The organism is Pedobacter cryoconitis (genome assembly GCF_003259615.1).
Classification (GTDB): Bacteria; Bacteroidota; Bacteroidia; order Sphingobacteriales; family Sphingobacteriaceae; genus Pedobacter; species Pedobacter cryoconitis.
On record NZ_QLLR01000011.1, the window covers coordinates 1 to 21,259 of the forward strand.

Annotated in this window: 19 protein-coding genes and 1 other RNA gene; 9 read left to right on the forward strand and 11 right to left on the reverse strand. The window is 37.8% G+C overall.

Annotated features, from left to right (window positions below; translation table 11 throughout):
• Positions 1-294, reverse strand: a 294-nt coding sequence (locus LY11_RS12500; protein ID WP_211321539.1) for a hypothetical protein, incomplete at its 3' end; no start/stop codon positions are given.
• A 131-nt stretch (positions 295-425) separates the two neighbouring features.
• Here LY11_RS12500 and LY11_RS27080 point away from each other — a divergent pair.
• Entirely contained in the window at positions 426-698 is a 273-nt protein-coding gene (locus LY11_RS27080) for an AraC family ligand binding domain-containing protein (protein WP_262510924.1), read from the forward strand.
• Positions 699-709: 11 nt separating this feature from the next.
• On the opposite strand, the gene LY11_RS12510 is transcribed toward LY11_RS27080, so the two are convergent.
• Positions 710-991, reverse strand: a complete 282-nt coding sequence (locus LY11_RS12510) for a hypothetical protein (RefSeq protein WP_111634012.1) — start codon at positions 989-991, stop codon at positions 710-712.
• A 123-nt stretch (positions 992-1,114) separates the two neighbouring features.
• Entirely contained in the window at positions 1,115-1,510 is a 396-nt protein-coding gene (locus tag LY11_RS12515; protein WP_111634013.1) for a hypothetical protein, read from the reverse strand.
• A 246-nt stretch (positions 1,511-1,756) separates the two neighbouring features.
• Between LY11_RS12515 and LY11_RS12520 the strand changes: the two genes are divergently transcribed.
• From LY11_RS12520 to LY11_RS12530, 3 genes are all read left to right on the forward strand, one after another.
• Positions 1,757-5,002 (forward strand): SusC/RagA family TonB-linked outer membrane protein, encoded by a 3,246-nt coding sequence (locus LY11_RS12520; RefSeq protein ID WP_111634014.1) that lies wholly within the window; start codon positions 1,757-1,759, stop codon positions 5,000-5,002.
• 7 nt (positions 5,003-5,009) lie between these two features.
• Positions 5,010-6,467, forward strand: coding sequence for a SusD/RagB family nutrient-binding outer membrane lipoprotein (locus LY11_RS12525; RefSeq protein WP_111634126.1), 1,458 nt, complete (start codon positions 5,010-5,012; stop codon positions 6,465-6,467).
• A 285-nt stretch (positions 6,468-6,752) separates the two neighbouring features.
• Positions 6,753-7,676: a hypothetical protein gene (locus LY11_RS12530; RefSeq protein ID WP_111634015.1), complete on the forward strand. Its 924-nt coding sequence runs from the start codon at positions 6,753-6,755 to the stop codon at positions 7,674-7,676.
• A gap of 3 nt (positions 7,677-7,679) precedes the next feature.
• On the opposite strand, the gene LY11_RS12535 is transcribed toward LY11_RS12530, so the two are convergent.
• The 5 genes from LY11_RS12535 to LY11_RS12555 form a co-directional block, all read right to left on the reverse strand.
• Positions 7,680-9,026 (reverse strand): hypothetical protein, encoded by a 1,347-nt coding sequence (locus tag LY11_RS12535; protein WP_111634016.1) that lies wholly within the window; start codon positions 9,024-9,026, stop codon positions 7,680-7,682.
• 20 nt (positions 9,027-9,046) lie between these two features.
• Entirely contained in the window at positions 9,047-9,712 is a 666-nt protein-coding gene (locus LY11_RS12540) for an SMI1/KNR4 family protein (RefSeq protein WP_111634017.1), read from the reverse strand.
• 41 nt (positions 9,713-9,753) lie between these two features.
• Positions 9,754-10,410 (reverse strand): CatA-like O-acetyltransferase, encoded by a 657-nt coding sequence (locus LY11_RS12545; RefSeq protein ID WP_111634018.1) that lies wholly within the window; start codon positions 10,408-10,410, stop codon positions 9,754-9,756.
• 16 nt (positions 10,411-10,426) lie between these two features.
• Positions 10,427-11,290: a WGR domain-containing protein gene (locus tag LY11_RS12550; RefSeq protein ID WP_111634019.1), complete on the reverse strand. Its 864-nt coding sequence runs from the start codon at positions 11,288-11,290 to the stop codon at positions 10,427-10,429.
• Between the two features lie 119 nt (positions 11,291-11,409).
• Entirely contained in the window at positions 11,410-11,811 is a 402-nt protein-coding gene (locus LY11_RS12555) for a DUF7832 domain-containing protein (RefSeq protein WP_211321540.1), read from the reverse strand.
• A gap of 178 nt (positions 11,812-11,989) precedes the next feature.
• On the opposite strand from LY11_RS12555, the gene LY11_RS12560 reads away from it, so the two are divergent.
• Together LY11_RS12560 and LY11_RS12565 are read left to right on the forward strand one after the other, a co-directional pair.
• Positions 11,990-12,814, forward strand: a complete 825-nt coding sequence (locus tag LY11_RS12560; RefSeq protein ID WP_146610841.1) for a hypothetical protein — start codon at positions 11,990-11,992, stop codon at positions 12,812-12,814.
• A gap of 9 nt (positions 12,815-12,823) precedes the next feature.
• Positions 12,824-13,681, forward strand: coding sequence for a hypothetical protein (locus tag LY11_RS12565; protein ID WP_111634021.1), 858 nt, complete (start codon positions 12,824-12,826; stop codon positions 13,679-13,681).
• A 44-nt stretch (positions 13,682-13,725) separates the two neighbouring features.
• On the opposite strand, the gene LY11_RS12570 is transcribed toward LY11_RS12565, so the two are convergent.
• Positions 13,726-14,106 carry a hypothetical protein gene (locus tag LY11_RS12570; protein ID WP_146610842.1) on the reverse strand — a complete coding sequence of 127 codons (381 nt, stop codon included), beginning with the start codon at positions 14,104-14,106 and terminating at the stop codon, positions 13,726-13,728.
• Positions 14,107-14,564: 458 nt separating this feature from the next.
• On the opposite strand from LY11_RS12570, the gene LY11_RS12575 reads away from it, so the two are divergent.
• Complete coding sequence (locus tag LY11_RS12575; RefSeq protein WP_111634023.1) at positions 14,565-14,798, forward strand: hypothetical protein; 234 nt, start codon at positions 14,565-14,567, stop codon at positions 14,796-14,798.
• Between the two features lie 60 nt (positions 14,799-14,858).
• Positions 14,859-15,356: a D-glycero-alpha-D-manno-heptose-1,7-bisphosphate 7-phosphatase gene (locus tag LY11_RS12580; protein WP_111634024.1), complete on the forward strand. Its 498-nt coding sequence runs from the start codon at positions 14,859-14,861 to the stop codon at positions 15,354-15,356.
• An 82-nt stretch (positions 15,357-15,438) separates the two neighbouring features.
• Here the strand turns inward: LY11_RS12580 and fsa are convergent, their stop codons facing one another.
• Together fsa and ffs are read right to left on the reverse strand one after the other, a co-directional pair.
• The gene (gene fsa, locus LY11_RS12585; protein ID WP_111634025.1) at positions 15,439-16,104 is read right to left on the reverse strand and encodes a fructose-6-phosphate aldolase; all 666 of its coding nucleotides are present in this window, start codon (positions 16,102-16,104) and stop codon (positions 15,439-15,441) included.
• 103 nt (positions 16,105-16,207) lie between these two features.
• Positions 16,208-16,307: signal recognition particle sRNA small type (gene ffs, locus LY11_RS12590), an RNA gene on the reverse strand.
• A 438-nt stretch (positions 16,308-16,745) separates the two neighbouring features.
• On the opposite strand from ffs, the gene gltB reads away from it, so the two are divergent.
• Entirely contained in the window at positions 16,746-21,257 is a 4,512-nt protein-coding gene (gene gltB, locus LY11_RS12595) for a glutamate synthase large subunit (RefSeq protein WP_111634026.1), read from the forward strand.
• The last annotated feature ends 2 nt before the right edge of the window (positions 21,258-21,259 follow it).

Genomic DNA, 21,259 nt, shown 5'->3' on the forward strand with positions numbered 1-21,259 from the left:
GTTGAGTCCATAGATAAGCACATTCGCTTTATCCAAGGATTTCTCTAATTGCCTGATTCTAGCCTGAAGAGCTTTGGAATCTTTAACTTTGGGATCCATAGGTAATAAAGATACAGCTCCTTTTTCTAATTTTTTCTTATAAATACTTACCCAATTGGTGAGCATATGGACACTGGGTAAATGGTGCATTTTTGCAACAGCTTTGGCAGGTAGATTCTGATAAACTACCATAATAACTAGCTTTTCTCTAAAGGTTTTGGAGTAAGTTTTTGGCTCCGTTTCTAGTGCTTTCATTTGAGTCAATTAACTCAAAACTGTAAACCTATATCCGTATAAGACCTCTTAATGATACTTATCCAAATCAGGAACATCCATCAAGTCATTATTTAACCTGGAACAGAGGAAGAATTTTAAACGATTATTATATCATCTTCATTTCAAAAGGAAAAGGGGTTTATGGTTCTGCATTGACGGAACCTTTTGAAGTGGCAGCTGGAACCTGTTTCTTTCTGCATCCGGGAGTTTTGCACCGTTATAAACCAGATCCGAATATCGGATGGGAAGAATACTGGGTAGGGTTTAATGGTTTTTATGTTCAGCAACTTATGGCTAATGGATTTTTCGACAGCCGTGATCCATTTGTAGCTCTGGGAAGTTACCTATGGGATATTCATCATTCCGGAAAGCTTTTAAAGTGATAACAGGGCAATCACCTAATCAATACCATCTTAACCTGCGCCTGGGCAGGGCGAAAGATCTGCTGAGGACCACGGATATTAAATATCAATAAATTGCCGTTAAGAACCAGCTTTTCAATTACACATCCCTTAGAATAACCAATAATGATAGAAAGTTTTTTATCGGGTACAGTGATTGTAATTATTTTAGCGGCAGGATCATGTTTAATGCCTTCAGTTTTTATTGTGGAAGAGAAACTTTCGTTTGAAATAAGGAACAGCAGTATAACGGATAATAATAAGCTTAGGATCATGTGGGAAAGTTGAAATATTATTGATTTATAAAGTCAAAAATATTGCAAATATGCACCAATGTGTTAGACCAACTTCGTGTTTTTTTTGTACTTTTTGATATATAACGGTTAAAAAGAATTTCATTAGTCTTCGAAATATGTACTTGTTATATTAAAATGATAACGTGCTTGCAGTACTTTAAATCTCTCAACTTGTTCTGTCGTGAGCGAAGATAAGTTATCCTCCAGGGTATTCATTTTTTCATCTAGTTTTTGATTGAGTTTAATGATCGAAGCAATTTCTTTATTTTCTACCATCCCACTATCTGGAGGATTATCTACTTTATTGCCTATTTTTTCCAACTCATCTTTATAAATGCTGATGAGCCTATCACATTCATTTATTGCTTTATCAGCATTTCTGTTAGTAATGAATTCATTTGCATCTAACTTTTGACGGGATACATTCAATGAATTTGAGTAACAGCCAATAAGGATCAGCGCAAATAACCCGACCATTAGCAATTTGGTTTTAATCATATATAATCATTTGTAATACAAACTTAGAACTGACACCGGCTAAGGGAAGATCGGATAAGACTTTAGTATATCCGAATAAGACCAGATGTAGGATTTGAGCAATTAAATCCTATTGAGGCAACACATGGTCCGATCAGACTATTCACGAATTAATAATAGCACGAATTTCACCATTCTAGACAACAAGTGGATTTAGAGCCCGGTAATGTTTACTGCTGGTGATGATCTGCGACTAAAAACTAAGTTATGAATAAAAAAAAACTACTCATTTTCTTTGTCTTTCTGCTGTTTGCCATACAGGTAAATGCGCAGGACAGGACAGTTACCGGAATGGTAACGTCTAAGGCAGACGGACTCCCATTACCCGGGGTCACAATTCGGGTTAAAGGTGAAAAACAAGGAGCAATGACTTCTGCAAATGGAAAGTTCTCTATTTCTGTTCCTAAAACTGCTACGACACTTGATATTACCTATATCGGGTATCTGATGCAAACTATTAACATACCCGCATCTGGTATCGTTAATGCTGCTTTAGTTGAAGATTCACAGCAGTTAGAACAAGTGGTTGTTACTGCGATGGGTATTTCGCGGAAAAAGAATGAGCTGCCTTTTGCTGCTCAGGAAGTGAAAGCCGAGGACATTACCAGAACAAGAGATAATAACCTGGTTAATTCTTTAGGTGGTAAGGTTGCTGGTTTGGACATCAAACGAAGCAATGCGATTGGTGGATCTACCAATGTGGTTATTCGTGGTGCAAAATCAATCTCTGGTAATAACCAGGCACTATTTGTGATTGATGGGGTTCCGGTTAGTAATGCTACAGCGAATACTACGAATCAAGCAAGTGGTCGCGCTGGTTATGATTATGGTAATGCGGCGGCAGATATTAACCCTGATGATGTGGCTTCAATGACCGTACTGAAAGGCGCTGCTGCAACAGCCTTATATGGTTCAAGGGCAGCCAATGGGGTAATCATGATTACGACAAAAAAAGGAAGTAAAAATTCGACCAACATCACTGTAAATAGTGGGGTGACTTTTGGTCAGATCGACAAATCGACGTTTGCTAAGTATCAGAATGAGTATGGACAAGGCGGAGCATCTCCGGTGGAGGATGGAGAAGGAAATGTTGTTCCAATACCTGGCTTTTGGTACAGAGATGTTTTTGGTAGCGGAAAAGTGATGACTCCTCAGTTTACTGCAGATGCATCTTACGGCCCAAGATTTGATCCTAGCTTAATGATCTATCAATGGTCTTCATTAGATCCGTTTTCTCCAAATTATGGAAAAGCTACACCATGGCAAGCTGCTGCAAATGGTCCTGAAACTTTTTATGAAACTGCTGTTACGTCTAATCAAAGTATTAGTATTGATGGTGGTAGCGAGAAAGGTACTTTTAAAATTGGGTATACACGCAATGATGAAAAAGGGGTTTTACCGAATAGTAAGATTACTAAAAACTTGTTCAATTTTGGTTCAACTTATAACATTGCTAAAAACTTGACAGTAAATGCTTCTGCGAATTATTCAAAGATTGATGGTTTAGGACGTTATGGTACTGGCTATGATGGCTTGAATCCAAATCAAAGTTTCCGTCAATGGTGGAATGTTGGTGCTGATTTGAAAGAGCTGAAAGATGCTTATGACAGAAATCAAAAAAACATCAGCTGGAATTGGGGAGATGAGACGGGAACAAGTCCTATTTATGTTGACAATCCTTATTTTAGCCGATATCAGAACTATTCTACAGACACAAGAGATCACTTTTTTGGTAATGCTGGCCTGAATTATAAGGTTAATGACTGGCTGGACATTATAGGCCGGGTATCTTATGACGGAACTTCTGATATTCAGGAGGAACGTATTGCCATTGGAAGTACTAATGTTTCATCTTATTCCCGTATTAATGGAACTTTTGCTGAAACCAATTTCGACCTTTTACTGAACTTTAACAGGAAAATATCTGAAGATATTTCTTTCAAAGGATTATTGGGTGCCAATTTACGCCGTAGCAAATTAACGAATATCAATGCCAGAACCAACGGCGGCTTGGTTGTGGCGAACTTGTATGCGCTATCAAATTCTATAAACCCAATTATTGCGCCAATTGAACGTTATGAGACAAGGGCAGTAGATGGTTTATTTGCAAGCACAACTTTCGGTTATAAGGATCTGTTATTTTTAGATGCAACAATTAGAAGAGATCAGTCAACAACGCTGCCTACAGACAGGAATTCGTTCTGGTATCCATCTGTGGCAGGAAGTTTTGCCTTTTCAAATTTGTTAAAAGAAGAAAAATGGCTGTCTTATGGTAAAGTACGGCTAAACTATGCAGAGGTTGGGAGTGATGCACCTCCGTTAAGTGTTTATGATACTTATACTAAACCTACACCAATTGGTTCTATACCGCAGTTCACTTTACCTAATATCAAAAACAATTCAGAGCTTAAACCTGAGCGTACTAAGAGTATGGAAGCTGGTTTGGAGACAGCATTTTTAAATAGCCGTTTAGGCTTTGATCTAACTGTATATAAGACAAATACGATAGATCAGATTACTCCAATACCAGTTACATCAGCTACCGGCTATACCCAACTTTATGTTAATGCTGGTACAGTTGAAAACAAAGGGGTAGAGGTTTCTGCTTTCTTTATTCCAGTAAAAACACGGGATTTCTCCTGGACACTGAATTTAAACTGGTCACTTAACCGAAGCAAAGTAACGGCTTTATATAACGACGTGACTAATATTCAGCTTCATACTTTACCATTACAGGGAGCAGTTTCTTACAATGCTGCTTTGGGTCAGCCCTATGGTGTGATCCGTGGAACTGATTATGTATATAAAGATGGTAAGCCTGTTGTCAACGAGAATGGATATTATGCTGCCACTGAAAGTTCTGCAGAGATTATTGGTAATCCTAATGCAGACTGGATGGGCGGTATTGGAAACACATTCAAGTACAAAAAACTTTCTTTGAATTTCCTGATAGACATTCGCAAGGGTGGTGATTTATGGTCTTTAGATCAATGGTATGGACAAGGCTCTGGTTTGTACAAAAACACTGCGGGTCTTAATGATTTGGGCAACCCGGTAAGGAATAGTTTGGCTAATGGGGGCGGAATTATTTTACCTGGAGTATTAGCTGATGGAACACCGAATAACAAGCGTATTGATGTTTCTAATCAGGGTAATGCTGCTTATGGTTATAGTAATAATCCTCCTCGTGCTTCGACTATTTATGATGCTGGTTATGTTAAACTTAGAGAATTAGCATTGACTTATTCTTTACCTGAGAAGTGGATAAAAGGATTACGCGGTTTTAAAGGAATTGATGTTTCCTTGATTGGTCGTAATCTTTGGATCATTCATAAAAATGTGCCCGACGCAGATCCTGAAGATGGTTTAGGCTCTGGGAATGTACAGGGTTATCAAAGTGGTGCTTACCCGGCTGTAAGAACGGTAGGTTTCAATGTTAGATTTAAATTATAAGCGGATTATGAAAAGAATATATATCATTTTAGTTGCAGCGGCATTCTTTAGCTCCTGTGCTAAGAATAAGAGTGATTACAATATAGATCAGAAGAATGCAACGGACGTTCCTGCGCCAACATTATTTACAGCAGCAGAGAAGAATATAGCTGACATTTTAACTACCCCAAGTGTAAATAGCAACGTGTTTCGTTTTTATGTTCAGTATTGGACAGCTACGGATTATCTGGATGAGCCAAGATATAATCTAACAGCCAGGTCAATACCACAAAGTTTCTGGGTAACAATGTACAGGGATGTAATCGCTAATTTAAGAGAATCTAAACGCCTTATTGCTGCTGACAAGTTAATTGATGCTGATGTGGCTGTTAATCAAACAGCACAGGCAGAAATACTGGAAATAATGGCCTGGTCTTCTTTGGTAAATACTTTTGGAAATGTGCCTTACACGGAGGCTATGGATATTGGTAATGTTCAGCCTAAGTATGATGACGCAGCAACGGTTTATGCCGATTTACTGGTACGTTTAGATGAGGCACTGGGCAAATTGAAAGTCTCGGCAGCTGGTTACGGTAATGCAGATTTAATGTATAATGGAGATGCGGCGAAGTGGGTTAAGTTTGGCAATTCTTTAAAGCTAAGATTAGGTTTGATTTTAGCGGATAAAGATCCTGCGAAAGCAAAAACTGCAATAGAATTGGCGGCTGCAAATGTATTATCCAGCGCTGCTGATAATGCAAGGTTCCCTTATGTAGGTTCCCCACCAAATAATAATCCAATTGCAACGGCGGCTAATCCTGCTTTAACGAGCAGAAAGGATTATGTGGGAACGCAGTCTTTTATCAATAAATTGAATGCTTTGGAAGATCCGCGGCGTGCTGGATTTTTCACGAATAAAGACGGTCAGTATATTGGTGGGTATTATGGATTTTTCAATTCTTATTCGAATTATTCAACGATGTCTGCAAGGGTATCGGCTCTTAATTTTGAAGCGTTATTAATGGACTATCCTGAAACTGAGTTTGCTTTGGCAGAAGCTGGTGCAAGAGGTTTTGCTGTTCCGGGAACTCCTCAGGAACATTATAACAAAGCTGTAACGGCTTCGATTGAGTATTGGGGTGGAACTGCTGCAGAAGCGGCTACTTATCTTGCCCGTCCTGATGTTGCTTATAGTACGGCTTCGGCTGATTTTAAGGAAACGATTGGTACTCAAAAATGGATTGCTTTATATAACAGGGGGTATGAGAGCTGGACGGAGTGGAGAAGACTTGATTTCCCTAAGCTTGATCCGCCAAGTTCGGCAAATGCTCCTGAAGGGCAATCTGCGCCTTCGGGTTTAACTATTCCTGTACGCTTAATTTATCCTATTAATGAGCAAACTTTAAACGGGGCAAACAGAGCGGCAGCAGCGGCGGCTATCGGCGGCGACCTTGCGGTTACTAAATTGTTCTGGGATGTAAAGTAACTGGATAGTTTATCAATGAAAAAGCCCTCAGTCTAAAATTTGACTGGGGGCTTTTTTACGGTTTTGCGAAGTAGTCATTTCCTATAAAAAAACGGTTTTCATATTTTGACTTTATTTAGTGTAATAATTGGTATTGATCACGATAACTGAGTTTCAGTTTATGAGCCCGCAAAGGTATTGGCATCAGAAATCAAAAAGTAACCAGTAAGGATTAATGTGGAACCGGAAAAGACCAATTAACAAACACAATTTCAGACAACGCTCTTTTTTTATAAATTCGCCGATATGTATATTCCAAAATCTGGACTAAAGATTCTGTTAGTTATCACTATATTATTTATTTCTTCTTTTACCAGTGCACAGGATATAGCGAAAGAGGCCATGTATTTGTCTTTTGATAATGCTTTTAAAGATATAACTGGTATTTCATCGTCTTTGCCGATCAGGTTATTTAAGATGAAAGGTGTAAAGAGGGTAATATTAAAGGGTACTGAGCATGTACCTGATGTACGTTCCGTTGTTATAGAGTTTAACGATAAAGGGCAATGGATAAATATGAAAACGAATACGGTTGACGGTTCGCAAGTCTCTATTACAGCTTCTTACAAGGATGATAAACCATTTCAAATTATAATTAGCAATAGAATAAGTGCCGATGATTTTATATATGGGTTTGAGTATTCGGGCGATCTGGTCAAGATAAAAACACTTAAAGGAAGATGGGTAAGGGATTTGGAGTACCAGCTGGTGGGTAAACAATTTTTAAATACGAAGCTTTATAGTGATACGGGTAAAATTGATGGCTCTGCTTCGCCCCGGAAAGCTGCTTTAATAATGAGTTATAATGTATTCAGGGAAGATAAAAGGGCTATTTTAAAGGAAATCAATATCAATAAGGAGAAGTATTTTTCACCAAATGTAATCACCTATAGCAATACAGACTGGAGTTTACCATTTAATATCGAAAATAAATACGTTATCGTAGATGACCAGATTGCTGGAACTGATCAGTACTATTATGAAAATCCAGAAAAACTGGTCATCGAAAAAACGGAACTGGATGAAACTACACGTTTTGTATATGGGATTAAAGACGGGTTACCAGTTAGCCTTAGTTTGAGCAAACAGCCAAATGAAAAATGGATTAAGGGAGCACCTGAATCAAATGTTAAAGTCAACAATTTTAGCTATGAATATTTTGAGCAGTAAAATTTAGGAAAGCCGGTCAATTTTCTTTTGGAATTTAGTTGTGTAATTATTCCAGGCAGATTTGTGTTCTTCGTTGTCATATAGTTTTTTGGCATAATAATATACTTCTTCGCGGAAATGAAAGCCCCAGATTTGTTCTATGAATTCAATGCCTGAGTCCAATGCTTTTAAAAGCACAGTAATTTTAGAAACTTTTGCTGTTTCACAATATTTATCTAACCATAATCCACGCCCCAGTTTCACGTAGTCTATTAACAATTCTTCTGTGATGAAGAGTTCAGGTACATTATCCATTTCTGACTCATTATAATGTATGATCTCTTTGATTAATGATTTATCCAGATAGTCAGGTGGGATAGAAGATATGTTTGTTTGATGTCTGGCGGCTTTGTAACAAAGCTCTTTAGTAATCAGATGTGCTGGAATATATTGAAGATTTGTACCTTTCTTTTGTATTTCCTGTTCGCAAATATTTTGGGTTAAGAAGGTTTCAGGAAAATAGGAGAAGCAAAAGGCCCCGTATTTTTCGCCTGTTTTTTTAAAGAAATGTTCGGTTTTAATGGCTTCAGGAATACGTTTTAAGTTGCCCCAGTATTTAACCGCTTTTTGTAACCAGTAAGCTTCATCCTTATTTTGTAATTGGCCTGACTTGGAAAACACGTATTCGCCATCATTCAGATCGAATATCAAGTCTTCAAATGTAGGCGTAGGATTGTCTAAGAGCTTCGCTAGTTTGGGAGCACATAACCAGTCTTCACCGGTTTCTTCATCTTCATAACAGGCATTTTCTAATGGATATTCACCGGTTTTATCATTATAATAGAATAAATCGGCTTTATAATTATTCAGATGGGTATAGTGATCGTTGATAATCAGTACAGGAGAAGTAACAGTTGCATCACATTTGAAATATCCGTGGTTGTAATGACTGATAAAGACTTCTTCGGTAGCTATATTTCCTTTGATATACATCGTAGATCCGCCGGCGACAAAACTTTGACAGGTAACCTGACCGGATACATATAAAAATGCCCCATAGTCGCCTTCTTCATTAAGGATAGATCCTTTTACCGATAGGTTTCCAAAAATGAGTATTCCTTCTACAAGTTCATCAGATTTTTGAACTTGTAAACCAGGAAATTGTTTGACCCAGTTTTTATCATTGCTTCTCCAGCCCAGGTCAATATCCAGTCTTAAATGTTCGGGAAAATCAACATCGCCATTACTGACAATAAAAATAGCTTCCTCGTCAAATTCTTCTCCTTGATGAGGGAAAATTGCTTCCCAGGATTTAGCGAAGTGATCAACGGCCAGAAGTTCTTTGAATGTTGTAAAAGAGAAATTATTCATTTTCGAAAAACACTTATAATTTATATTGTCGATTCTTTAATTGTATTGTCCAGCCATAGTTCATACCAGTCCAAGAAGGAGATCTTTTCTGGATTTTCAAGTTCTACAGAGGGATAAATGCCGCCATCATTGACACGATCATCTGTCCACATCTTACCTTTTTCTTCGCCATTAATAACCAGGCTAATCGTAATTCCGCATCCGTAATCTGAAATATTTAATCTGCCATAATCATTTTGCGGCAGATCAATCAGTGCTGATTTTTCTGCCAGCAGTTGTTCTTCTAATTCTTCATTTCCATTTTCATAAGCCTGGTCTATCTTTTCAACAATCGCAGCAAGGGCCTCTTCAACGTTCCAGCTTTCGGTATAGGGAAATGGCTTTGAAAGCTCAAAATAACTATGCTGAGCTTTGTCTGAATTATCAAAATACATAATCCTGCTGTCTGCTAAAGTATTTACGCCGTAAAAAGGCCCTGCTCCGCCATTTCCAATGGTTGTTAAGAAAGCAATGTATTCTTCCGGCAGACTTACCTGGTACGCAGTTTCAAATTGTTTGATTTCATCAAAGTTAAGCGGAGGATTTAAAATATACTCATGACGCTCAGCGCCAAATTGTTCCAATTCTGAATCCAGTTGTTTTAATTGGTTCAGTTTGTCTTTAATTCTTTTTATTTGTTCATCCATTTAAGCTGCTTTATCCATTTATTCTGACTTTGATACTTCGTCTATATCCAGTCTTTAATATCATTTGATATATCCTGAATATCATTCATCAGTTTACAGGTATGATACCCGTCGGCGATTGCATGATTTACAAAAACTGAAAGAGGAATCAATGTCTTTCCATTTTCAGTAAAGTACTTCCCAAACCGGATAATTGGGAACAAGAGCGCAGATTCTGCATAGGTATCCTGATTAAAACCGGTAAAACTGAGCCAGGGAAGTGCGGAGATTGGGCAAAAGTTAGCTGGGCGGCCGTTTCTGGCTTTAATACCTTTAACGTCTTTATAAGTCTCTATATCATTTTGTATAGTTTGATAAAAATCCGAAAACTTATCATGGTATTCACTCCATACATCAGAAAAGGTTTTATCATCTTCATGGAAAATAGTATAAGAGGGCACTACATGATTCCAGGTGCCCAATGTTCCCTGTTCATCGAAACTCATCCGAAATTCCTGATTCTGATTCACAGCTTTCATGATCACATATAAGAATGAAGGATAAAATTTAAGCCCTTTCGCCTTAGTTTCTTTCACCAAATGAGAAATATCTATATTGGAATTGATATTATATTTGCACTTAATTGTTTGATAGTAATAATCAAAATAGAGCTTTCTGACCCAGGTTTCCTGATTTACAAGAGTAAAAACAGCTTGCATATTTATCCAAACGTAGCTATGATGGTTTTCTGATAGCGATTATTTCTTCAACCAGTTTAGGGTAACGCCTGTGGTATCCTGCACCTAGTTCAGTTTCTCTGTTCATTTCTTCGGGATCATCATAATGAACTACATCAGGATATAATTCGGAAACAGCGTCACTGATTTCAGATTCATCCTCGTTATCGTGGTTGATGCCGTAGGCTTCATCAGCTACATAAAGTAACCCTTCTGCCCAGTCATTGCCAATACAAAAGTCAATATCAGGTGATAAGAATGTATTGAGATCTGTTTTTAATCCTTCGAAGAATTCTTTCCCTTTTAAAAGCAACCAGCATCTGAAGTAAATAAATCCATCGCCAGAAAAAGAATCTTCAAAGGTAATTATGCCATTTTTAGTTTCAAAATCATTATCCAGAATCACAAAGAGCTCAGCGATTTCTGCGGTATAGAGTTCATGAAGTTTTTCCTGCAAACATTTCTCAAATAAGATAAGCCGCTGTTTCCCGCTTTTGGAAAGGAGTTCTACCAGATTTTCTATATGTTCTTCGGGATCATATTCTTGCCAGTTCGCGTTTCTATATTTATTTGATTTCCGAATAGACTCCCAAAAGAACAGATCTGCTACTTCATTTTCTGAAAGTTCTTCCTTAACAGGAATATCAGCGTTATCAGTAAGCTCCACATAACCTGACTTGGTTTTCTGTGCAATTAGTTTAGCTGTTTCGGCTTCACATTCTGCTTCTGATGTAAATTCTTTAAGCAATTCACGGCCTTTTGTTCCTACTTTACCATAGGTAATACTTTGAGTCTTATCTTCTGTGGTTATATTCCAAAATTTATTAGAGTTATTGTCCTGATTTATAAATCTTCTGGTCATAGCTTATCAAATTGGTTCTGTTATAAATTAATGGTCAAAAAGGGTTATTTCTTATTTTTAAATTCTTTCCATTGTTCGAATCGTTCATCAATCCTCGTTTTAAGCAAATCATAATTGCTCTATGAATTCTCAATTCTATACAAAGTATTCTGGTCAAGCATATTATTGACGACTCTGATATTGAGCAGCCGGGCATAATCACCTAAATAATCCTTATAGGCTTTGGCGAATTTTGTTCCGTCTTCATAGTAAGCTTTAGCAAATTCATTGCCTTTTTTACTCAGGTCATTGCTGGTTAGTTTACCATCACAATTGCGCATTAGATATTCACTTCCTGTCAGTGTTCTGCTTTTTACATTTTTTATATCATCCTCAAATTCACAAACTTGTTCTTCTGACAATAAATCATTTTCTATAAACCATGTCAGGAATATACCGATGTGCGTTGCGCCATTTATTTGCGGAAGGTCAGGAGGGAAGTCACCATCATAATGCCAGGAGGCATCGTCGTATTTCTTCATAAATCTAATTACATTGCTTTATAGGATATTGCTAATATATCAAAATTAATATATTTCTATAAAGATAATCAGTTTATGAATTGAAAAATGGAGAATTGATTAGTATTGAAATTACTTATTTAATTCAAAAGCAAGCTGAACAGGTTTCTGCAATAAAATAATCGTTATTTTGCGCGCAATGAGAAAGTGTTTAATGATAGCTTTATTGCTATACATAGGCTGCGGGGTTAGTGCACAGGTAAAAAAGCAGGCTGTTTATCTTGGATTCGAATTAACAAATCCTGAGTTTGGCAGCTATTTTCCTTTGCAATTATTCAACCTTAAAGGGATGAAAAGTATGAAGATCAACAGCAATGAAAATGAACTGTTTAAAGATCTCCGGATTGAATTTAATAGTAAAGGCCAATTGATCAAGGCTGTAGGAAAAAGAGATTCCCTGATCGTAACTTATAAAAACAATGCACCTGTCAAGTTCACCACTAAAAATCAAGCGCTGGAATTTCGTTATTCAGGAGATACGGTCATCGTAATTGAGCATCAGATAATGGCATTGTACACTTTAAGTGGTTCTGTTTTGCTGAATACAAAAACATATACATTTAAAGAACGTGACTACACAAAGATAGATTCAGTCTTAAATAATGCCAGAATAGTTGAATTTAAAGGGGATAGTATACAGCTGGTAGATAGTCAGAATAATAAGCTACGCTATACAACTAATTCAAAGAACTTGGTTATGCCCTTTATCAGAACATATAATATGGGAGATCAGGAGCAATCATATTTTATTAAGGATGCCTATTATAACGATCCACAAGGAAATTTAATTCTAGACAAGACTTTGAGCGGGGGCGACAGACTTCATTTTCTCTTTACAATGAAAAATGGAAGACCTGTAAGTATTTCCACGACCAGGCAGTTCTTGTCAGAAGATGGGCATACGATTCGCAAATCTACGCTTAGCCCGGAAGTTCCGGTTATAAGTTATGAATATTTCAATTAGTATTAAAACATGAAAATATATATATTAATAGTATCAATTCTGTTGATCAGATGTGGAGTAATTGCGCAGGAAAAGAGGGTGAAAGATCCGGCTAAAGCGGCTATGTATCTTGCTTTTGAACAGCACACTAAAGATCGTTATGTTTTTCCAATCCAATTTTTTAAGCTCCATAATGTAAAAAGGATTGTAGCTAATAATGTCGCTGATCCTGACAATGATTTCATTTTAGAATTTGACAAAAGCGGCCGTTGGATTAGCCTGGGTACCAAAGGAGATAATGTATTGTTAAGTTACAAAAATAATATGCCACATGAATTTACAAACAGGACTGGAAAAATGGCTGATTTTCAATATGCTGAAGATACAGTAATTGTTAAGATAGGAACAAGTGAATGGCATTATTCTCTTGTTGGCAGCCTGTTTTTAAAGACAAAGTATGTACAGGGTAAAGCTGATTCTTCAGGGAAATTGGGAATCAGTACGAATCAGGTCATTATCAGAAAAGTAGCTCATAGCGCTGAAGTTATTTCTGAACCGGTTAATTTGATAGCACAAGATTATCTTCCCAGATTGATCACAACATATAGTAACACCAAATGGGAGTTGCCGCTATCAATTGATAGTGATGACCTTGTGTACAAAGGAAGAACGGATATTGGAAACGTAAGCAGAGAGAGGTACTACAAAGACAAAATGGGGAATTTTATTTTTGACAACTCTGAGTCAGGTTACACGACACACCACGTTTTTAAGATGAAGGATGATAAGCCGCTAAGCCTTGCAACAAGTTATAAGGGGAGACAATTGAATGGAGCACCGGAAGCAAAACCAGAAATCACAACTTATAAGTATAGCTATTTCCAATAAAAGTTATCAATAAGGATATGATCCTTATTGATAACTTAAAAAGATTACATCCATTTTGAGGCAAAACGATAAAACTCATGCCTTAATTCATTAAAAAGCCTTTCTTCTGTCAGATAGTTTTCATGTAAATTGTGATTATCTGAGATCGTGATTTTCTCTACTGAACCATCAAATTCACTGATCTGATCTTTGATATTATTGTTATTCTCATGGATACTGCTTTTCAGTTCATCAATTGCATTTTTGTGGATGATAAATTCATTCTGAAAATGCTCAACTTGCTCTGCTACCTCTTTATTGGTATTGTCAGCAAGGATCTCTTCCAGTCTTTCTTGCAGGATTACAAGTTCCTGAGCGTAAAAGTCAAGGCCCCTTAAGGAGTCGCTATGTAAATTTGTGATATGTTTAATACTTAGCTGTTTCATAGTACTAATATATCTATAATTATAGTGTGGGTTTGTTAACTCAAAATAATCTTTCGGAAGCTGATTTATAGCTGACACTCAACCGTTATTGCAGCAGAGCAAAATAAGGTCAGGGATAGAAACGAAAAATCCGGCGATGTACTGCCGGACTTTTACTATTTGGGTGTGTTGTTGCATTCTATTGGCATATACTGTTGGAGTATAGGTATTCCATTTTGTGTTGTTTCATTATATACCTATGACTGTAAAACAGTGGATTGGTTTAATCTGATATTAAAATAAATTATTGAAAGATTAAATCATTTGTTCCTTGAAAAAGACAATATGTCGGGAAAAAAGGTATTTCAATGAACAACAGTTGTTTAAACATAAATGTGTTTGTAACATTTAACTACAAGATGAACAAAAGTAACATAAATTTAATTTGTTTTCTCATTAAAGGTTAATTACATTTGAGTATGGATATATTTAACAGAGAAAAATACGACATTGTATTTAGTAGCGGTTTAGAAGCCAATAATGCGGTAAAAGATGGTGAGTCCCGCACAGTGATGAATAAGTACATCGCATTTTGTGAAAAATTAATAACAGAAAACCCTGATACGAAAGTGGATGATCTTTGTGATTCTGCCATAACAGGATTCCGTTATTTAAAGAAATATGGAGAAATACCTGTCGTAAATACACTATAATTCACAAATCATCCTTGGTTTTTCATTTATATTTTGATCTTTGGCAGCAAATCAAAAATAATGAATAAAGCAATTTTTTTAGACCGTGATGGGGTCCTTAATCATGAACGGAATGATTACATCTGCCGGGTAGAAGATTTTGAAGTACTGGAATATCAGATTCCCCCTTTAAAAAGATTATTTGACGAAGGTTATCTTTTAGTCATCATTACCAACCAGGGAGGAATTGCCCTGCAACGTTATACGGAAGATACGCTGGCTGATATGCACGAAATTCTTTTCAATAAGTTTGAAGAACAGGGTGCGGAAATCATCCATGCTTATTACTGCCCGCACCATCCAACTGTAAATGGTGAATGTGAATGTCGTAAACCTAAGTCTGGAATGCTGCTTGAAGCCATTGCAGAATATAATATTGATCCTGCACTGTCAGTTATGATTGGTGACAAGCCAAGAGACGTGGAAGCTGCAAACGGGGCAGGAGTGAAGGGTATCCTGATCCCATCTGATGAGCAGATTGACTATGACAAAGTAAAAGCTGTTCTGGAAGGGAACTAGCAAATAGATCTTATCAGCAAAAAGGCCGTTTCAATTATGAAACGGCCTTTTTGTTTTCTAACCTTATATAGTAAGCAGGAACTTAAGCCTTAACTTCAGCTGCTTTTTTGTGATCAGCAAGGAATGTAGCTAATCCGCTATCAGTTAATGGGTGTTTTAATAAACCTAAAATAGCTGATAATGGGCCAGTCATTACATCTGCACCTAATTTAGCACAGTTGATAATGTGTAATGGTCCGCGGATAGAAGCAGCAAGGATTTCAGTTTCATAACCGTAGTTATCAAAAATTAAACGAATATCTTCGATTAATTGTAAACCATCAGTACCTATATCATCTAAACGGCCAAGGAAAGGAGATACGTAAGTAGCACCTGCTTTGGCAGCTAATAAAGCTTGTCCTGAAGAGAAAATCAGTGTACAGTTCGTTCTGATTCCTTTTGAAGAGAAATATTTGATGGCTTTAACACCGTCTTTAATCATCGGAACTTTAACTACGATCTTTGGATCAAGTTTAGCTAAAGCTTCGCCTTCTTTAATAATATTTTCAAAATCTGTAGAGATAACTTCAGCACTCACGTCTCCGTCAACGATCGCACAAATTGCTTTGTAATGATCGATAACATTCTGATCGCCTGAAATACCTTCTTTAGCCATAAGGCTCGGATTGGTCGTTACACCATCTAATACACCAAGATCTTGTGCTTCTTTGATTTGCTCAAGATTAGCTGTGTCAATGAAAAATTTCATGATTTATATGATTTAAGGAAAAATAAACTATGGATAAATTTAGCGTATGCTTTGGACGGAAGATTGTGCAATGAAAGCATAGTCAATCTGCTAAAAAATAAAAAATGGGCAAGCAACCTTTATCGCACCGCTACAACCTTCTACCCTTGCTTCGTTCCCGCCCTGGGGGAGTTCAAAGGGAGCTGATCGTAAAGGACTTGCCCACTGCAAATGTAGCAAAAGAGTTCAGTCTACAAAAACGAAATCAAGAAATAATTGCTGTTTTTTATTGAAAAATTGATAATAGATTGAATTTTAAGGGATTGTATTTGAATAAAAATTTAAATTATATCTATAATTAGTGAAATAACCTCCGAAATTGGGCTGAGAACCTAAATTTCCACTCTTTTTTCTCCTGACAAATGGAATAAAAAGGAAGATTTTATCTGAAAACTGATGATTACGACTTAGATTCAGAGCGCTAATGCAAAATAATTCTAAATAATACGTTTACGAAATTGACAATAATTACATCTGTTTATTGCCAAATTAACAATCTAACCTGCTTCAAATTATGCTGTTATTTATTTTTCGCAAAAAAAATGTCAAAATGGCAATTATTCCGCTAAATTATTATCTTAGTGTTTCGAATACATTAAGATATGGAACAAATAGAAGAAAATCAGGGCTTATACAATTCAAGCTTTGAGCATGATGCTTGCGGTATTGGTTTTGTTGCCCACGTAAAGGGAAGGAAGTCACAACAAATAATTTCAGATGCTATTACAATCTTAGAGAATCTCGACCATCGGGGTGCATGCGGCGCTGAAATTAATACTGGTGATGGTGCCGGGATTATGATACAGGTTCCACATGAGTTTTTATATGACGAGTGCCTTAAAATTGGATTTAGCTTAAATCAATCTGGTGACTATGGGGTTGGGATGTTATTTCTCCCAAAGGATGTGAGAGCGCGCGAGGAATGCCGGGAAGTGATTTACCGTGCTGCCGAAAAATTAAACCTGGAAGTATTAGGGTTTAGAAAAGTAAATACCAATACGGACGGTATTGGAGATATGGCTTTATCTGTAGAGCCTGAAATGGAGCAAGTATTTGTAGCAAGACCTGACCAGATTGCTGCCGGTGCTGACTTTGAACGTAAACTATATGTATTCAAAAATTACCTGACTAAAACTATTCTGAATACAGTTAAAGGAATTAAAGCAGATTTTTATATCGCTTCTTTTTCTTCTCGTACTATAGTTTACAAGGGTCAGCTGACTTCCATGCAGGTGCGCACCTATTTTACAGAGCTAAGCGATAAAAGAGTTGTTTCTGCGTTTGGATTAGTCCATTCAAGATTTGCAACGAATACTTTTCCTTCGTGGAGACTGGCACAACCTTTCCGTTACATCGCCCACAATGGCGAAATCAATACATTACAGGGCAATTTAAACTGGTTCCGTGCCAGCGTAAAATCTTTTGCCTCGAGCTACTTTACTGCCGAAGAACTAAACATTCTGCTACCGGTAATTGATGAGACACAATCTGACTCTGGCTGTCTGGATAATATTATCGAGCTATTACTGCATGCGGGCCGTTCTCTGCCACACGTATTAATGATGCTGATACCTGAGGCTTGGGATGGCAATGAGGATATGGATGAGCTTAAACAGGCTTTCTATAAATTCCATGCGACTTTAATGGAGCCTTGGGACGGACCTGCAGCCATTGCATTTACAGATGGTAATTTAATTGGTGCAACTTTAGATAGAAATGGATTAAGACCATCAAGATATGCGATCACTAAAGATGACCGCGTAATTATGGCTTCTGAATCGGGTGTACTTGCTTTAGATCAAAGCCAGATCATTGAAAAAGGAAGATTAACCCCAGGAAAAATGTTCGTGGTAGATATGGAGCAGGGCAGAATTATCAGTGATGATGAAATCAAAACTGAGGTTTGCAGCCGCCGTCCTTATGCGGATTGGTTAAATCAGTACCAGATCCGTTTGGAAGAGTTATCTGACCCAAGAGTTGTATTTACGGGCTTATCTCAGGAGTCTATGTTTAAATACCACCAGGTATTTGGTTATAGCAGAGAAGATATAGATTTGATCTTAAAGCCTATGGCTATTGAGGCAAAAGAACCGATAGGATCTATGGGAACTGATATTCCTCTAGCTGTTTTATCGCAAAAGCCTCAGCATCTGTCTTCTTATTTTAAACAGTTGTTCGCGCAGGTAACGAATCCGCCGATTGACCCGATCAGGGAAAAGGTAGTGATGAGCCTTGCCGGGTTTATGGGAAATAACGGTAATTTGTTAGAGGAACATGCCATGCAATGCCATTGTGTGGGTATTAAACATCCGATATTAACGAATCTGGAGTTAGAGAAAGTAAGAAGTATTGATACTGGTGTATTCCAGTCTAAAACTTTACAGACCTATTTCAGAGCAGATGGTAAACCGGGTTCTCTGGCTAAAGGCTTAGAGCGATTATGCCGTTATGCGGTGGACGCGGTCGAAGATGGTTTCCAGGTGATTGTTTTATCCGATCGTGCATTGGATTCAGAACATGCTGCGATTCCTTCGCTGATGGCTGTTTCTGCGGTGCATCACCATTTGATCCGCAAGGGTCATCGTGGCGCTGTAGGTATTGTGGTTGAAGCTGGGGATGTATGGGAAGTTCACCATTTTGCTTGTTTAATTGGCTTTGGTGCAACTGCTGTCAATCCTTATCTGGCTTTAGAAACTATTTCAGGTTTTGACAAGGAAAGTGAGCTTAAGCCAGAAAAATTAATTCAGAATTATATATATGCTGTGAATAGTGGTTTGTTGAAGATTTTCTCTAAAATGGGAATTTCAACACTACAATCTTACCATGGTGCACAGATATTTGAGATATTAGGTATTCATAAAAGTGTAGTTGACAGCTATTTCAGCGGCGCGGTATCAAGAATCGGTGGATTAGGACTGGATGACATTGCCAGAGAGGCTTTAATTAAACACAGCCGTGTATTTGGTAAATCTACACGTCCTGATATGTTGCTGCCTACTGGCGGAAATTATAAATGGAGAAGAAAAGGGGAGCAGCATTTGTTTAATCCGCAGACCATCCATTTATTACAGAATGCAACCCGTAAAAATGATTACAATGTTTATAAGCAGTATAGTAAACTGGTTAATGAGCAAACAAAGCAGGCTTATACCATCCGGGGTTTATTCGAATTCAATTATAACCGTGCGCCTGTTTCATTGACTGAGGTTGAACCTGTTGAAGCTATATTAAAACGTTTTGCTACCGGAGCGATGTCTTTTGGGTCTATTTCTCATGAAGCACACTCCACTTTAGCGATTGCAATGAACCGCATCGGCGGAAAGAGTAATACTGGTGAGGGTGGCGAAGATGAGTTAAGGTATGAAATCTTGCCAAATGGTGATTCTATGCGCTCTGCGATTAAGCAGATTGCTTCGGCAAGGTTTGGGGTAACCAGTAATTACCTGACCAATGCAGATGAATTACAGATTAAAATGGCCCAGGGTGCGAAACCTGGTGAGGGTGGACAATTACCTGGACATAAGGTGGATGACTGGATTGCAAAAGTCCGCCATGCAACACCGGGTGTAGGTTTGATCTCTCCGCCTCCGCATCATGATATTTATTCTATTGAAGATCTGGCGCAATTGATTTTTGACCTTAAAAATGCCAACAGAGCGGCAAGGATCAATGTTAAATTGGTTTCTAAAGCTGGTGTAGGTACAATTGCAGCTGGTGTGGCAAAGGCACATGCTGATGTAATCCTGGTTTCTGGTTTTGATGGGGGTACAGGGGCTTCGCCGCTGACTTCTATACAACATGCTGGTTTGCCCTGGGAATTAGGTTTGGCTGAAGCGCATCAGACTTTGGTTAAAAACCGTTTACGCAGCAGGGTCGTTTTACAGACTGATGGTCAGTTAAAAACGGGTAAAGATATTGCGATAGCGGCTTTATTAGGTGCTGAAGAATGGGGAGTGGCTACAGCTGCTTTAGTAACTTCGGGTTGTATCATGATGAGAAAGTGTCATTTGAATACTTGTCCGGTTGGCGTGGCAACACAAGATCCTGATTTGAGAAAACTGTTTACGGGTGATCCTGATCATGTGGTTAATCTTTTCCACTTCCTGGCTGAAGAGCTTCGGGAAACCATGGCTGAATTAGGTTTCAGAACTGTGGAAGAAATGGTTGGACAGGCAGATGCTTTAAGTCTGCGTGCAATTGATGATGCAGACTGGAAATTAAAGAATCTTGATCTTTCTGCTATTTTATATAAAGCGCCTGACAATGGCCTGAGTTTATTCAATACTGAATCACAGGATCATGGGATCAGCAATGTACTGGATCATGAACTGATTGCTGCTTCACAGCCTGCGTTATTGAATAAAGAGCCTGTGTTCAAAGAGTTTGAGGTTAAAAACACAGACCGTGCGCTGGGTACCATGTTATCAAACGAAGTATCTAAAATCTATAAAGGAGTAGGATTACCTCCTGATACGATCAACTTTAAATTCCATGGTTCTGCGGGACAGAGTTTTGGCGCTTTTGCGGCAAGAGGGATCTCGCTTGAACTAGAAGGAGAAGGAAATGATTATGTGGGTAAGGGGCTATCGGGAGCACGTTTATCGATCTATCCGTTCCGTGAAGTAACTTATGTGCCGGAACAGAATATCATTATTGGTAATGTGGCACTGTATGGGGCTACTTCGGGTGAGCTGTTTGTAAGAGGCCTGGCTGGCGAACGTTTTGCGGTCAGAAACTCTGGTGCTACAGCTGTAGTGGAAGGTTTAGGAGATCATGGTTGTGAGTATATGACTGGTGGTGAAGTACTTGTTCTGGGAAATACGGGTAGCAATTTTGCAGCTGGTATGAGTGGAGGGGTAGCCTGGATTTATGATGTAAATGGCGATTTCCCTAACAAGTGTAATAAGGAAATGGTAGATCTTGATCCTTTGAATGAGGAAGATGAATTGCGGATCAACAGTTTATTGAAAAAACATATACAGTTGACAAAAAGCAAATTAGCTGAATTCATATTAAGTGACTGGACCACACAGTCTGCACATTTTGTTAAGGTATTCCCTAAGGAATATAAAGCGGTTTTATTGAAAAGAAGTAATAAAGTTAAGACATCATAATT

Coding starts and splice junctions, on each gene's coding strand:
- LY11_RS12510 (WP_111634012.1), bottom strand. CDS start 991: ATGATCCTAAGCTTATTATTATCCGTTATACTGCTGTTCCTTATTTCA.
- LY11_RS12515 (WP_111634013.1), bottom strand. CDS start 1,510: ATGATTAAAACCAAATTGCTAATGGTCGGGTTATTTGCGCTGATCCTT.
- LY11_RS12520 (WP_111634014.1), top strand. CDS start 1,757: ATGAATAAAAAAAAACTACTCATTTTCTTTGTCTTTCTGCTGTTTGCC.
- LY11_RS12525 (WP_111634126.1), top strand. CDS start 5,010: ATGAAAAGAATATATATCATTTTAGTTGCAGCGGCATTCTTTAGCTCC.
- LY11_RS12530 (WP_111634015.1), top strand. CDS start 6,753: ATGTATATTCCAAAATCTGGACTAAAGATTCTGTTAGTTATCACTATA.
- LY11_RS12535 (WP_111634016.1), bottom strand. CDS start 9,026: ATGAATAATTTCTCTTTTACAACATTCAAAGAACTTCTGGCCGTTGAT.
- LY11_RS12540 (WP_111634017.1), bottom strand. CDS start 9,712: ATGGATGAACAAATAAAAAGAATTAAAGACAAACTGAACCAATTAAAA.
- LY11_RS12545 (WP_111634018.1), bottom strand. CDS start 10,410: ATGCAAGCTGTTTTTACTCTTGTAAATCAGGAAACCTGGGTCAGAAAG.
- LY11_RS12550 (WP_111634019.1), bottom strand. CDS start 11,290: ATGACCAGAAGATTTATAAATCAGGACAATAACTCTAATAAATTTTGG.
- LY11_RS12555 (WP_211321540.1), bottom strand. CDS start 11,811: ATGAAGAAATACGACGATGCCTCCTGGCATTATGATGGTGACTTCCCT.
- LY11_RS12560 (WP_146610841.1), top strand. CDS start 11,990: ATGAGAAAGTGTTTAATGATAGCTTTATTGCTATACATAGGCTGCGGG.
- LY11_RS12565 (WP_111634021.1), top strand. CDS start 12,824: ATGAAAATATATATATTAATAGTATCAATTCTGTTGATCAGATGTGGA.
- LY11_RS12570 (WP_146610842.1), bottom strand. CDS start 14,106: ATGAAACAGCTAAGTATTAAACATATCACAAATTTACATAGCGACTCC.
- LY11_RS12575 (WP_111634023.1), top strand. CDS start 14,565: ATGGATATATTTAACAGAGAAAAATACGACATTGTATTTAGTAGCGGT.
- LY11_RS12580 (WP_111634024.1), top strand. CDS start 14,859: ATGAATAAAGCAATTTTTTTAGACCGTGATGGGGTCCTTAATCATGAA.
- fsa (WP_111634025.1), bottom strand. CDS start 16,104: ATGAAATTTTTCATTGACACAGCTAATCTTGAGCAAATCAAAGAAGCA.
- gltB (WP_111634026.1), top strand. CDS start 16,746: ATGGAACAAATAGAAGAAAATCAGGGCTTATACAATTCAAGCTTTGAG.